The 12,861-nt window shown below is 61.6% G+C and carries 14 protein-coding genes; 13 read left to right on the top strand and 1 reads right to left on the bottom strand.

The window, feature by feature from the left end; all coding sequences use genetic code 11:
- The first annotated feature begins 9 nt into the window (after positions 1-9).
- Both NP503_RS23135 and NP503_RS23130 read left to right on the top strand, forming a co-directional pair.
- Positions 10-375: a hypothetical protein gene (locus tag NP503_RS23135; RefSeq protein WP_127270717.1), complete on the top strand. Its 366-nt coding sequence runs from the start codon at positions 10-12 to the stop codon at positions 373-375.
- A 156-nt stretch (positions 376-531) separates the two neighbouring features.
- Positions 532-735 (top strand): hypothetical protein, encoded by a 204-nt coding sequence (locus NP503_RS23130; RefSeq protein WP_236383072.1) that lies wholly within the window; start codon positions 532-534, stop codon positions 733-735.
- On the opposite strand, the gene NP503_RS23125 is transcribed toward NP503_RS23130, so the two are convergent.
- Positions 711-1,172 (bottom strand): hypothetical protein, encoded by a 462-nt coding sequence (locus tag NP503_RS23125; RefSeq protein WP_164764446.1) that lies wholly within the window; start codon positions 1,170-1,172, stop codon positions 711-713. The genes NP503_RS23130 and NP503_RS23125 overlap by 25 nt on opposite strands.
- A 126-nt stretch (positions 1,173-1,298) precedes the next feature.
- Here NP503_RS23125 and NP503_RS23120 point away from each other — a divergent pair, with 126 nt between their 5' ends.
- From NP503_RS23120 to NP503_RS23070, 11 genes are read left to right on the top strand one after another with little or no spacing between them, the layout of a single operon-like run.
- Complete coding sequence (locus NP503_RS23120; protein WP_164764445.1) at positions 1,299-1,835, top strand: hypothetical protein; 537 nt, start codon at positions 1,299-1,301, stop codon at positions 1,833-1,835.
- 5 nt (positions 1,836-1,840) lie between these two features.
- The gene (locus tag NP503_RS23115; protein WP_013531602.1) at positions 1,841-2,824 is read left to right on the top strand and encodes a phage major capsid protein; all 984 of its coding nucleotides are present in this window, start codon (positions 1,841-1,843) and stop codon (positions 2,822-2,824) included.
- 12 nt (positions 2,825-2,836) lie between these two features.
- A complete protein-coding gene (locus tag NP503_RS23110; RefSeq protein WP_127271039.1) occupies positions 2,837-3,328 on the top strand; it encodes a hypothetical protein in 492 nt (163 codons plus the stop codon).
- Between the two features lie 60 nt (positions 3,329-3,388).
- Positions 3,389-3,574 carry a hypothetical protein gene (locus NP503_RS23105; protein WP_027036502.1) on the top strand — a complete coding sequence of 62 codons (186 nt, stop codon included), beginning with the start codon at positions 3,389-3,391 and terminating at the stop codon, positions 3,572-3,574.
- Positions 3,575-3,613: 39 nt separating this feature from the next.
- Positions 3,614-4,303 (top strand): hypothetical protein, encoded by a 690-nt coding sequence (locus tag NP503_RS23100; protein WP_127271037.1) that lies wholly within the window; start codon positions 3,614-3,616, stop codon positions 4,301-4,303.
- Positions 4,303-5,007: a hypothetical protein gene (locus tag NP503_RS23095; protein WP_127276398.1), complete on the top strand. Its 705-nt coding sequence runs from the start codon at positions 4,303-4,305 to the stop codon at positions 5,005-5,007. Before NP503_RS23100 ends, NP503_RS23095 begins: the two co-directional genes overlap by 1 nt.
- A complete protein-coding gene (locus tag NP503_RS23090; RefSeq protein ID WP_127272554.1) occupies positions 5,004-6,857 on the top strand; it encodes a hypothetical protein in 1,854 nt (617 codons plus the stop codon). Before NP503_RS23095 ends, NP503_RS23090 begins: the two co-directional genes overlap by 4 nt.
- Positions 6,823-7,308 carry a GNAT family N-acetyltransferase gene (locus NP503_RS23085; RefSeq protein WP_164748982.1) on the top strand — a complete coding sequence of 162 codons (486 nt, stop codon included), beginning with the start codon at positions 6,823-6,825 and terminating at the stop codon, positions 7,306-7,308. The genes NP503_RS23090 and NP503_RS23085 overlap by 35 nt, the downstream gene beginning before the upstream one ends.
- Before the next feature lie 12 nt (positions 7,309-7,320).
- Positions 7,321-8,313, top strand: coding sequence for a tail fiber domain-containing protein (locus NP503_RS23080; protein ID WP_013531595.1), 993 nt, complete (start codon positions 7,321-7,323; stop codon positions 8,311-8,313).
- Positions 8,310-10,583 (top strand): phage tail tip lysozyme, encoded by a 2,274-nt coding sequence (locus NP503_RS23075; RefSeq protein ID WP_127272555.1) that lies wholly within the window; start codon positions 8,310-8,312, stop codon positions 10,581-10,583. Before NP503_RS23080 ends, NP503_RS23075 begins: the two co-directional genes overlap by 4 nt.
- Entirely contained in the window at positions 10,583-12,709 is a 2,127-nt protein-coding gene (locus tag NP503_RS23070; protein ID WP_127272556.1) for a hypothetical protein, read from the top strand. The genes NP503_RS23075 and NP503_RS23070 overlap by 1 nt, the downstream gene beginning before the upstream one ends.
- The last annotated feature ends 152 nt before the right edge of the window (positions 12,710-12,861 follow it).

Raw genomic sequence — 12,861 nt, 5'->3', positions numbered from 1 at the left:
GATCGGGATATGGCCTTCGCCACAGCCTTCCAGGGGAATGCGTTCCAGGCAAATGCGTTTCAGATTGTGCCCCCTGAAACTGACACTCGCCAACCTGGCGCCGGTCACTACAGGCGGCGCCCAACGATCTATCTGGACCGGCACGGCAAGCCCGTCGACATTCACGCCCGCAAAGTTGAACCCCTTGAATCGGAAATCCTGCCGGAGCTGACGCCGGCCATGGTTGAAGCGCTTATGGCAAAGATGCATGTCCCTCAACTGCCCCAAGCCGACCCCATGGCCTCTATCATGGCCAAGATGGGCCAACTGATGATCTCCCGCGAACTCGACGCCATGGTCGACGACGACACGCTGATGGTCCTGCTTCTCTCCTGAATTCCAAACGGCTTATCTTTTCGCACCGACAGACCGCACCCTTCATCCTGCCTCCAAGCGGGACTTGAAATGGCTCGGTACGTGTTTCGAAACGGCATCTTCGTTGACCGGCAAACGGGCGCTCCCATGGAGAAGCCATTCGCCGGCCAGATCAGCATGCCGAATGTCATCTCCGACATTCCGGAGTACCGCTCGCCGATCAACGGCGCGGTAATCGGCTCACGCTCTCAGCGGCGCGATGATCTGAAGAAACACAATTGCGTCGAGTACGAGCCCAGCCTTTCCCCGACCAAGGGCAAATTTCGCAATCCCGACTTCTGCCAGAAGCGGGGCCTTCAGGTGTCAGAGGAATTTCGATGAGCGCTCAACTTGCTGCCGTGGCTGAAGCCGCACCGGTCGTCGTCGATGCCGGCGCGATCAACGACAATGCTGCCGCCGATGATACGGCTCTGGAAGCCATCTGGAACAAGAACGAACGCGATAACGGGGCGGAGCGTGAGAACGGCAGGTTTGCAAGCGGGGACCGGTCCGAAGCGGCCGATACGATATCGCCGAAAGGCGGTGATGGCGGGGAACCGGCTGGCGATGGTCTGACGCCTGGCGCCGGCACGGTTCCCCTGCCTGACAACTGGAAAGGTCTTCAGGGCGCTGATGTCGTCAAAGGTGCCTGGGAGAAGACGCCCGCCGAAATTCGCGCCTTCGTCGCCGCTCGCGAACAGGAGTTGCAAGGCCGCCTGTCCGATCATGGCCGGCAGCTTTCGACCGTCAAGCCAATTCAGGAAGTCATCGATCGGCATTCCCACTACTTCGACCCGCAGAAGGGCCGCAAGCTCGCTGATGGGTCGGTGGTAACGCCTGCGAAGGCAATCGATTTTCTGTTCAATGCCCAGGCCAATCTGGACCGGGCTCCCGTCGAATCCATCATGGCCATCATCGACAGCTACGGCGTGCGCGACAAAATCGCAGCAGCATTTGGCCAGACCGTCCAGCAGGGCGAAAGCGAATTGCGGCAAGAGATTGCCGGGTTGAAAACGTTGCTCGCAACGGTCGGAAACCCCGCAAGTATCGACGACCGCATAAACCAGAAGCTTCAGGAACGCGCCGACCAGACATCGGCCGAAACTGAGTTGACCCGCTTGTCAGCCGACAAGCCGCTCTACTCGGAAATCCCTGAAGTCGACATGGTTGAAGCAATCCACAAGGCGCGAAGGAAGCTTGGCGATGCCGCCTCGAAAGAGGCCGTGTTCGGTCTGGCTTACGACATGGCCGTGAACGCCGATCCCGATCTTCGGGCCAAAGCAGCCGCTGGAAAGCCAGCCGCTTCGAATGGCGCCGCCAAGGTCGAAGGCGCTCGTCGAGCCGCCGCCGTCAACATCCCATCAACCGCATCAGGCAAGGGTCGGGCTCTCACCGAAGAGGAAGAGTTGGCCGCTGTCTATGATCGCAATCAAAAGGGTTAAACACCATGGCTGGTCCGTCGACCACCTTCACTGAAATGGTGTCCACCACGCTTCGCAACAGCGCGAACGAGGTGGCGGACAACGTTTCGAAGAACAACGCCTTCCTCAACCGGCTGAAGAAGAAGAACAAGATCCGCAACCTCGATGGCGGCACCGAAATTCAGGTGCAGCTCGAATACGCGGAAAACAACACCTATCAACGCTATGCCGGCCTCGACACGCTGAACACCAACGGCTCGGATGTCGTCACGTCCGCGAAATTCGACTGGGCGCAGGTCGCGCTGCATGTCGTTTCCAGCGGCAAGGAGCTTCGCCAGAACAGCGGCAAGTTCGCGATGATCAACCTCGTCAAGACCAAGAAGGGCAACGCGCTGAAGACCGCCGCGAATAACTTCTCGGTCGATCTGTACTCGGATGGTTCGCTGTCCAACCAGATCGGCGGCCTGGCCAACATTCTCCAGACCAATGGTCAGGGCACGGTCGGCGGCATCGATTCCGCAACCTGGACGTTCTGGCGCAACAAGTTTCTGGAGGCCACCGGCACCAACCTTGCCGCCTCGCCTTCGGCAGCAAACGCCGCATCGTTCAAGGCCGACATGAACAAACTCTGGCTTGCTCTGACGCGCGGCGCCGACAAGCCGGACATCATCACCTTCAGCCATGACTTCTATTCGCTGTACGAACTCGGCGAGCAGCAGCTTCAGCGGTACATGGACGCCGACATGGCCCAGTCGGGCTTCATCGGCCTGAAGTACAAGACCGCAGACGTGATTTTCGACGACAACACGAATTTCACGACCACGGCAGAGAAGGGCTATTTCCTCAACACGGATTACGTCTACGTCGACCAGCACAAGGAAGCTCAGTGGACGCAGGACGACGAGAAGAAGCCCGTCAACCAGGACGCCGTTGTCATCCCGTTCTACTGGATGGGCAACCTCGTCACCTCGAACCGGTCGCTTCAGGGCGTCCTCTTCGACGCGGCATAAGGAGCGGAAACCATGACCTCTTTTGTTGGCGCCAACATCACCAAGACCTACACCGCGGCTGATCTCACGGGCGCGGAAAGCGGCAAGGCTCCCCGCCTTGGCGACACCTACGAATCCTATGACGGCAAGGTCTATCGGTTCGTGAAATACAACCAAGGTGCCGGCGCTATCGCCGCCGTCGCCAACAACGTGGTTGGCTTCTACGCGCCGGCCGGCGTCTCTGCCGGTCAGACGAACGAAGTCACCTCTGACGTGTCCGACACCGCCGCAAACGGTGCCGGCGTTCTCGCTGCTGCCCCCGGCAATGGCGAATATGCCTGGATACAGGTCAAGGGCGTGGCAACGCTTACGACCGCGCTGGTCTCCGGTGCGGACGGCAACGGCCTTGTTTTGTCGGCCACCACGGATGGCACCCTGAAGGTTGCCGCCGCCGTGACTGATACGGTCTGCGCCTACGCAATCGACGCTTCGGCGAAGATTGTCATGTGCGCCTTCCCGTACTGATCCGGCTTCCGGGCGGGGCTTCGGCTCCGCCCGTCCCCCTTTCAACCGCAGGAGTACGGAATGCCAAAAGTGAAAGCAAAGGCCGCGTCAGCCGATACCGGCGCGGTAACGAACATCAGGAAGCTTTGGAACGGTGGCGAGCGCCTTCGCGCAGCCGAAGCCTTCAAGGCAGCAGAATTCGACGAGGACCAGGCAGACGCCATCTTGGCGGAGCTTCCCGACCTCCGCGACCTCATCAGCGAATAAGGGCGCTTCGGCGCCCGCTACGTTTCAGGAGCAATGCACATGTCCGAAAACCAAGCCCCGATGATCCGCGTGATGGGGTTCAAGACGAGCTACGAGATGTTGGCGGTCAAAGGCGATCCGGTGACGGAGAAATGCGACCTGAAGGGCTACAAGCTCGACGCCAGCGGCCGGCGCTTGCTGGAGCGGCAGGCGGAGGACTGGGTGACCTATTCCCCCTCGCACTCGCCGATGAACACCAAGACCACCGAACGCGTTCGCCTGATGCTGCCCGACCCGTCGAAGATGGGCGAGGACCAGGACGGCGAGAAGCTGAAGTTCATGACGGCGCGCTGGATGCAGATTGAGCCGGCCTATGATGCTTTCAAGAAGGGTCAGGATATCCCGGTCAATGGCATGGCGCTGGCGGCGTGGCCTGGCGTCTCGCCCGAACAGGCCGAAGTGCTTCGTCAGTGCGGCATCCGTACGGTGGAAGAAGTCCGCGACCTTCAGGAAGGCCAGATGGATAAGGTTCGCCTGCCCAACATGCGCGAGATGCGCAAGCAGGCAAAACTGTTCCTCGAGAACACGGACGCGGCCAAGGCATCCGAGCGCGAAGCCCAGAAGGACGCCATCATTGAACAGATGGCGGAGCAGAACGCGGCCATGGTCGAACGAATGGCCGCCATGGAAGCGCTGCTTGAAGAGCGGACCCAGCCCAAGGGCAAGGGCGGGGCGAGGGACGCCGCCTGATGTCCATTCTCGATGTGGTGAAGGGTGCAGCGACCGTACTCGGCATGGACGTGCCGACGCTGGTCTATGGCGCCACCAATCGAGAAATGGTTGAGATGCAGGAACTTGCCAACGTGATGGCGTCGGAAATCGTCGACGCCTACGACTGGCAAAAACTGCTGGTCCTGAAGACCTTCATCGGTGACGGCACCACGGCCGATTTTGACCTCCCGGACGACTATGAGCGAATGCAGCAAACGTCTTCGCTCTGGTCGTCCCGGTGGTTGTGGGCAACGAACCATCTGACCAGCCCGGATCAGTGGATTGAGCTTCAGGTGACGCCGATCGCCACGGTGAACGGCTACTGGATTATTTTCGGTGACCAGTTTCACCAATGGCCGGTCATGGCCAGCACCGAGACGGTGAAGTTCTTTTATGTCTCAAACGAGATTGTGAAGGCGAGCAACAATTCCCTGAAGCCGGCTTTCACGGAAGATGCCGACACGTTCAGGCTCTCCGAGCGGCTGCTGAAGCTCGCCATCATCTACCGGTGGAAGCAGAATAAGGGCCTTGCCTATCAGCAAGCCCAGGACGACTTTGAAACGCTGAAGCTTCGCATGATCGACAAAGATCCAGGTTCAAAGCCGGTCGTGTCGGGCCAGCCGCCCCTTAGCTGGCGCGGTCGCAATGTCGCGTGGCCTGGGACTGTCACAGGTGCCCCGTGAGGCTTGGCGAGCGTTTCCCCGGCCGCCGCAAGGCTGTTCCGGTCCCGGCTGCGGCTAAGGCCCAGCCGTACACTTTCGGCGCGCCTGTCGCCGGCTGGGTGACCAATCAGAGCCTTGTGAAATCCAAGCCGTTTTCGGCCCAGACCCTCGAAAACTTCCTTCCGACCTCTACCGGCATCAGCATGCGCGGCGGCTCGGTAAAGCGTGCCACGATCGGCTCCGTCCCGGTTGAAAGCTTCATCACGTACAATGCTGGCGGCACGAAGAAGATTTGGGCTTGCGATGCGACCACCATCCGTGATGTCACAGCGCCGGCCTCGCCGACTGTGCCGCCGGCCGCGTCCGTTTCGGGCCAGACTTCCGGCTACTATTCCTATGTGAATTTCACCACGTCTGGCGGCTCGTTCGTGGTGGCGGTCAACGGAACGGACTTCCTTCAGCTCTACAGCACCACCTTCGATTGGTCGGCCGTCAATGGCTTGGCCACCTATCGGCTGAACTTCGATACCCAGACGGTCAACTATGTGACTGGCCAGACGATCACGGGCGGCACCAGCGGCGCGACCGCGACTGTCGTCAAGTCGATCGACAACGGCACTACGGGTTCGCTCTACATTCAGAGCATCACCGGAACGTTTCAGGACAACGAGACCGTCACCGGCTCGATTGCCGGCTCCGCGAAGGCTGACATTCCGGGCGGCGTGGTGCAGATCTCCGCCGCGATTACCGGTGTGGCGACCTCTGTCCTGTCGCATGTCTGGCTTTATCGCAATCGGCTGTTCTTCATTGAAGGCGGCACGATGCGCGCGCGCTATCTCGGGGTGGACAGCGTGACGGGCGCCCTGGGCTCGCTGAACCTGTCGGGCATCTTCCAGCGCGGCGGCTCGCTGCTGTTCGGCGCTACGTGGTCCCTCGATGCCGGCGACGGCATCGACGACAAATGCGTGTTCGTCACCACGGAAGGCGAGGCAGCAATCTTTGAAGGATCAAACCCCGCTGGTGCGACTGCGGCGGAATGGAACTTGGTCGGCCGCTACGATCTGACGGACCCGATGGGCAAGCGTGGTACGATGCGAGCCGGCGGCGATCTGATCGTGGCCACCAAAGAAGGCCTGGTGCCGATCTCAGCCGCCATCAACAAAGACGCGGCGGCGCTGTCGCTTGCGGCTATCTCCCGCAATATCGAACCGGATTGGAAGCGTGAGGCTGCTCGCCGGCTTTCCCTGCCGTGGGAGATCATCAAGTGGCCGGACATGAACTATGCGATTGTCGCGTTGCCGGTGACGGCGGCCGGACAGGAAGCATGGTCGTTCGTCGTCAATCTCGAAACCGGGGCTTGGTGTAAGTTCGTCGGATGGGCCACGCGCTGCATCGAACTGCATGACAGCCGCCTCTATTTCGGTACCAATGACGGCACGGTTTTCGAGGCCGAGATTGCGGGCAATGATAACGGCTTGCCGATTTACTATACCTATGTCGGCAACCCGGATCACATGAAGTCTCTGGGCGGCTTGAAGACCGTTCACCAGGCGCGCCCGACCTTTCTCAGCGCCACGCCCTACAGCCCGAAAATCTCTTTCTCGGTCAACTATTCCGTCAGTCTGCCGCCAGCCCCTCCGGCGGCGGATGGCGGCACGGCGGACCTGTGGGATTCGGGCCAGTGGGATGTCGCGAAGTGGGACCAGGCGCAGCCTGTTGCATCGGTAGGCGGCGGGCAATGGATTTCGATCGGCAAGACCGGATATGTCATGCAGCCGCAACTGCAAATCACCGGATTTCTGAACCAGCGCCCAGTCACCGAATTCGTTCAGCTCGATGTCACTTTTGAAACGGGAGGCGTCGTTGTCTGACTACGCCATCAGTATCGAGAATTTCAACGCCGCATGGCCCGAGCTGGAACCCATGTGCCGGACTCACTATGGCGAGATGCAAGCTCGGATGGCTGGCGAAGGGATGACGATCGGCGAATTCAAGCCGCGCCTGAACGTCTACGGCGCCGCCGGGCATCTGCTCTGCTTTCTGGTCAGGACCGGCGATGGCGAGGCCGTGGGGTACGCCTTCATCTGGATCACCCAGGACATGCACAATTCCGAGATGATCGCCCAAGAAGACACGATTTACATGCGGCCGGACCATCGCAACGGCATCGGCCGCCGCTTCACCAAGCATATTCTGACTGAACTGAAAGCGCGCGGCTGCGTCAGGGCGCACGTCACCATCGCCACCGATCTACGCGTTGCAAAGATGTGCGAGCGCGTGGGCTTCAAGCGGTCGGCAATCGCCATGACCTATTTTCTCTAGGAGACCCTGACCATGTGTGCCCCAGACGCTCCCGCGCCGCCCGACCCGAAAGAGACATCAGCAGCGTCGACCGCAACGAACGTCGGCACCGCGATTGCGAATGCCAACCTCGGCAACGTCAATCAGGTGACGCCCGATGGCTCGCTGAACTATTCCCAGACGGGAACGTACAAATGGAATGATCCCTACACGGGCAAGTCCTATGACATCCCGACCTACACGGCCACGCAAACGTTGTCGGGAACCGGTCAGGCGATTAAAGACCAGACCGACCAGGCAAAGCTGAACCTGGGCGAACTGGCGGCCGGCCAATCGTCGTTTCTGAAGGATTGGCTCGCCAAGCCGGTCGACCTGTCCAACGACGCAACCGAAGGCCGGTTGATGGATCTCGGCATGAAGCGCCTTCAGCCGGCGCTCGATGCTCGCCGACAGGCGAACGAAGCCGACTTGATCAATCGCGGCATCCGTCCCGGTTCGGATAACTACGCCCAGGCGCAGAACATCCAGGACCAGGGAGAAAACGACGCCTACAATTCGTTGCTGCTGTCCGGTCGCGGGCAGGCGGTGCAGGAGGCCTTGGCCCAGAATTCGGCCCCGATCAACAACCTGACGGCGCTGCTCTCGGGCTCACAGGTCAGCCAGCCGAACTTCGTCAACGCGAACATGCCGACCATCCCGACGACCGACACGGCGGGGCTGATCAACACCAACTACAATCAGCAGCTCCAGAAGTGGCAGCAGGACGCCAGCAGTAGCAGCGATTTGATGGGCGGTCTGTTCGGATTGGGCGCGAACCTGATCAAGTTTTCGGACCGCCGCCTGAAGAAGAACATCCGCGCAATCGGCACCTTTGCCAACGGCCTGACGAAGTACGTGTTCGAATATCTCTGGGGCGGCGGTGAACAGGTCGGCGTCATGGCCGACGAGGTGCGCGCCTATCGGCCTTATGCGGTGACGACGGTCAACGGCTTCGATGCCGTCGACTACGGGAGGGCATTCGCATGACCGCACAGCCGGCTTTCATCTTCGGCGGAGATACTGGCGTCCAGACGCCTGAAGAACTCGCGCGACTTCGCGCCATCGCGGACGCCCTTCGCGGTCCGGCGGCACCGAAGACGGTCGGGCAGGGCCTTTCTGCCATCGGCGAGGCTCTTGGCTACCGTATGGCCAACGGCAGGGCAAACAGGGCGGAAGCGGACTGGCGCAAGAGCGGTGACAGCGTGTTTTCGGCGCTCTTTGGCTCGGGGGCCGGTTCGACCTCCGCTGCTGCCGGTGGGGCTCCCGTGGCCGAAAGCGGCAATGTTGCGTCCTCTGGCATGGGAGGGGCGGCTGGTCCAACTCCGGACCTTTCGGGAAACGGCATTTATTCCGGTTTCATGGACACGGTGAAAAGCAAGGTCACCAATCCCAATGGCCTCGCCGCCGTCGCGTCAACTGCGAACGCTGAAAGCCGGTTCAATCCGAAGAACGCCTTCGGTTCTTGGTCGGACCCGAGCGAAAGCGGTGAGGCTGGCACGGCAGGCGGAATCCTGTCTTGGCGCGGCCCACGTTTCGAGGCGATGCGACAATTCGCGGCCAAGAACGGCGGCGATCCCAGCAATCCTTCGCCACAGCTCCAAGCGCAGTTCTTCCTTCAGGAAGATCCGACGCTGATCGATCGGCTGAACGCAGCAAAGTCGCCGACCGAAGCCCAGCAGATCATGAACAATGCATGGAAGTTCGCGGGCTACGATCGACCAGGCGGCGAGGCCGCGCGGCGTATCGCACAGGCCAACTCGTTCGCATCGCGGTTCAGCGGTTCCACTTCGGACCCGGTGCAAGTGGCGAGCCTTGACCCAGCCTCGGGCATGGCACCCGCAGGCACCGCCGTCGCCAACGCCCTTGCTTCTCCCGCAGCCTCCGCACCGCAGCAGACACCCGCGCAAGCCTTGTCTGGCGCGCCGCAACAAGCTGGCGTCCAGTCGCCGCGTGCGGTTGATAGTGGCGGCATCCCGCAGAGGGGCGCTGTGCTTGCCGGCGGTCCTGGTGCGGCGCCAGGCCCGCAGGGCGTGCAGGTTGCGGGCGGTGGCCCAACCGTTCAGCAGCTCATGCAGGCGGCGACAGATCCCCGGCTGTCCGAACAACAGCGCGGCGTGGTTGGCATTCTGTTGAAACAGAAGATGGCCGCAGCCGACCCGGCCACGCAAATGGAGATGGAAAAGAACCGGCTCGACATGGAGAAAACCCGCATCGAGACGGAACGGCTGCGCAATCCGCAGATGACGCCGGCCGAAAAGGCGAGGCTCGATCTCGACGAGCGCAAGATGCAAGCCGACCAGGACAAGCTCATTGAGGTTGGCGGTTCTCTTGTCGATCCGAAGACCCATCAGGCCGTCTATACGGGTCAGCAGACCGATTGGGAGAAGCTTGACGACGGCACGCTGTACAACAAGCGCACAGGTGAAACGAAAGCTGTCGCCGCATCGCCCGGCGGCGGCCAAGCAAACATGTTCAAGGGAAATGCAGTCGACGCCCAGGCGCTCAACTGGCTGGTAAACAACAACAAGGTCACACAGGAACAGGCGGCCCAGATCGCGGCCGGCAAGACCATCACCGGCCCGAATGGAGAAATGATGTTCCTGACGCCTTCCGGCATCGTCGCACAGATGCCTGGACAGGCTCCCCAGCCCATCGCACCGCCCGCCGCCGCGCCTGGTCCCGCTTCACCGCCGGCCTCTCCGGCGCCCGTGCAAACACCTCCGGCGCCGATCGCACCGATGAGCCCGCGCGCCGCCAACCCGGTTCCCAACCAGAATGCGGGAATCGTCCCGCTGACCGGTCCGAAGTCGAAGCCGCCGAACGAGCAGCAGCAGCGAGACGCCAAGCTGTATTCAGTGGTCGCGCCCGAGCTGAAGATTGTCGAAGATAATTTCTCCGCTTTGTCTAATCTCTCGGATCAGGCGCTTTCAGCCGTGCCGCACGGATCGGACTACGGGGCGGATTACCTGAAATCGTCGGACTACCAGCGCGCTTCGAACTCGCTGAAAACAATAATCGCATCCTATCTCTACAGCGTGTCCGGAGCCACGGCGGCGCCGGCCGAAGTGGAAAACCAGGCCTCCATCCTGACGCCCAAGCCGGGCGAGGCAAAGGAATCGGTCAACGACAAGCTGGCGCGCGTCCGTGCGATGGTCGACGCCATCAGGAGCAGTCGCGGCGGCGGCGATGCTCCGGCTGGGGAGCCGACCGGCGCCGGCACGACGAGCAACGGCTTGAAATGGAGCATTGAACCCTGATGGCAACGCTCAACATCCAGGGCCAAAAGGTCAAGGTCGACGACGCCTTTCTGTCGATGACGCCCGAGCAGCAGAACGCGGCAGTGGACGAGATTGCCAAGTCGCTCCCGGCCGCGCCTCCCAACGCAGCCGCAACGGATGCTGACGCTCGCGCGAAAGCAGGGATCGCGAAGGCGCAACAGATCATAGCCGGCGGCGGCCCCGAGCCGGAAGGCGGCCACGAGGCACCCACGTTTGTTCCGAGTCCTGACATGGGCGCCATGGGAACCTACCTGACATCGACAGGCGAGGGCGTGCCGATCGCCGGTCCCTACATCGATAAGGGTCTTACAGCCGCGTCCGCTGCCATAGGCTCGCTTCTCACTGGCGAACTCTATTCCAAAGTCAATGCGGAGATGACCCGCATGAACGAGGCGAGCCGCGAGGCCCACCCTGTCGCGCGGACGCTTGGCAACGTGACGGGTGCGGTTGCCGGAACATTGCCGGCGATGATGGCTGCGCCAGAGGTGTTTGGCATTGGAGCTGCGTCGAAGCCTCTGCAATATGGCCTTAGCGCGCTTTCTGGAGCCGCGATCAACGGTGCGGATTCTGCTGTGCGTTCGGGGGGAGATATCAAAGAAACCGGCAAAGGCGCCGGGATCGGGTTTGCGACTGGTTTGGCTGCGCCATTCTTGGCGCCGCTGATCGGCAAGGGCGTCAAGGCCGTCGCCGACAACCTCCACATCGGCGCGGTCGCGCGCGCCCTCGGGCTCGACAAGACCGCCGCCAAGGTCTTGGCGGGGGCTGTTCGTCAGGATGCCGTAGATCCCGCTGCACTGTCGCAGCTCGGCGACAACGGCATGTTGATGGACCTTGGCGCGAACATGCGGCATACCGCCGGCGCTATTGCCGCCACCCCAGGCGAGGGCAAGGCAATCGTTCGAAACGCAATCGGCGCACGCGATGCTAATGCTAACTGGCGTATCCGGTCGGCCCTTGATGAAACGCTTGGCGAAGCTCCCACGCCCTCGCGCATCATCGATCGAGCCAATACCAACCAACAGCGCCTCGCGCCTGAATATCAAGAGGCATTGCGCGATGCTGGCCCGGTCGACACTTTACCGATTGCCCGCTATCTCGAAACCGAAGCCCAGACGTTGCGCGGCGAGCCGCAGCGCCTTGTGCAGCGTGTCCGCTCGATGCTGGACCATCAGCCAACGCCGGCTGACATTGCTCGGGCTCGGGCCGATGGCCAACCGCCCCCCGGCACGTCTCTAGTTTCGGACGCGGGCGAATTGCTGAACACGCGGCACGCTATAGACGACATGTTGGAGACAACCCAGGGAACGAACGCCGTCAACGCCCTGACCACGGCGCGGCAGACTGTTGACGACGAGCTTCGGGCATCGGTTCCCGGGATCAAGGAAGTTGACGCGAAATATGCAGAGCTGGCCCGGCAGAAAGAGGCTGTTGGGCGTGGCCAATCCGTCCTTTCAAGCGGCCGGGAAGCGCCGCGCCCCGACGAACTCGCCGCAGAAGTCCGGCAAGGTGCATTGCCGCAGGGGCTGCAAGTCGGGCCGTCCGCTGTGCCGCTTCGGTTGCGTGAAGGCGCTCGGGCGGAGATAGAGCGCATCGTCGGTACCAACGCAAACGACCGTGTAGCGCTTCAGCGGCTCATCAAGGGCGAAGGCGATTGGAACAGGGCTCGTCTGTCGACGCTTTTCGGGTCCGACAAGGCCCGCTCCATCATCGATCTGCTTGACCGGGAAAAGCTGTTTGCCGACACGTCGAACATCGTCACGCGCAATTCGGAGACGGCGGCGCGTGTCGCTGCTCGCGAAGCAATTGATCCCGCCAACGCCCCCGGGTTTGGCTTACGCGAAGGCTTCATTGCCGGCGGTGCCCGCGGCGCGGCCCGAGCGGCCGGCATGCGGACGGTGGATAAGGTCATTGACGCCTTGAACAATGGCGGAAACGAAAAGGCTATAGCCGACATGGCTCGCACGCTGATAGGCGGCCCGCAACAGAGCGCAGTATTGGAAGCGCTTATGAAGGCCGGCCGGGGATCTCAGATTCAGCAGTCACAGGTCGATCGCGTTGCGCGAGCGCTTTTGCTCAGCGGCCCCGCCGGGGCCAACCGCCCTTGAATACCGCACTTTGCGGTCCTCATAGTACCAGATAAGCAGAACCAGGACTGTCCCCGCCATAAAGCCGACGACCAGCCCCATCATGAATTTTGGTTCAAGACTGCTAAGAAACCAGTCAAGCCCCTGATGCAGTACCGCCAGCACCGCAATCG

Origin of the sequence: Mesorhizobium sp. SEMIA396 (assembly GCF_024518615.1) — a bacterium.
Classification (GTDB): domain Bacteria; phylum Pseudomonadota; class Alphaproteobacteria; order Rhizobiales; family Rhizobiaceae; genus Mesorhizobium.
Note: the sequence above shows the minus strand (reverse complement) of the source record. Positions and strands in the feature narration are given on the sequence as shown.

Bases quoted from the DNA above. Each gene is read 5' to 3' on its own strand.
- NP503_RS23135 (WP_127270717.1), top strand. From the start codon at position 10: ATGGCCTTCGCCACAGCCTTCCAGGGGAATGCGTTCCAGGCAAATGCG.
- NP503_RS23130 (WP_236383072.1), top strand. From the start codon at position 532: ATGCCGAATGTCATCTCCGACATTCCGGAGTACCGCTCGCCGATCAAC.
- NP503_RS23125 (WP_164764446.1), bottom strand. From the start codon at position 1,172: ATGCCGATCGATGACTTCCTGAATTGGCTTGACGGTCGAAAGCTGCCG.
- NP503_RS23120 (WP_164764445.1), top strand. From the start codon at position 1,299: ATGGCCATCATCGACAGCTACGGCGTGCGCGACAAAATCGCAGCAGCA.
- NP503_RS23115 (WP_013531602.1), top strand. From the start codon at position 1,841: ATGGCTGGTCCGTCGACCACCTTCACTGAAATGGTGTCCACCACGCTT.
- NP503_RS23110 (WP_127271039.1), top strand. From the start codon at position 2,837: ATGACCTCTTTTGTTGGCGCCAACATCACCAAGACCTACACCGCGGCT.
- NP503_RS23105 (WP_027036502.1), top strand. From the start codon at position 3,389: ATGCCAAAAGTGAAAGCAAAGGCCGCGTCAGCCGATACCGGCGCGGTA.
- NP503_RS23100 (WP_127271037.1), top strand. From the start codon at position 3,614: ATGTCCGAAAACCAAGCCCCGATGATCCGCGTGATGGGGTTCAAGACG.
- NP503_RS23095 (WP_127276398.1), top strand. From the start codon at position 4,303: ATGTCCATTCTCGATGTGGTGAAGGGTGCAGCGACCGTACTCGGCATG.
- NP503_RS23085 (WP_164748982.1), top strand. From the start codon at position 6,823: ATGTCACTTTTGAAACGGGAGGCGTCGTTGTCTGACTACGCCATCAGT.
- NP503_RS23080 (WP_013531595.1), top strand. From the start codon at position 7,321: ATGTGTGCCCCAGACGCTCCCGCGCCGCCCGACCCGAAAGAGACATCA.
- NP503_RS23075 (WP_127272555.1), top strand. From the start codon at position 8,310: ATGACCGCACAGCCGGCTTTCATCTTCGGCGGAGATACTGGCGTCCAG.
- NP503_RS23070 (WP_127272556.1), top strand. From the start codon at position 10,583: ATGGCAACGCTCAACATCCAGGGCCAAAAGGTCAAGGTCGACGACGCC.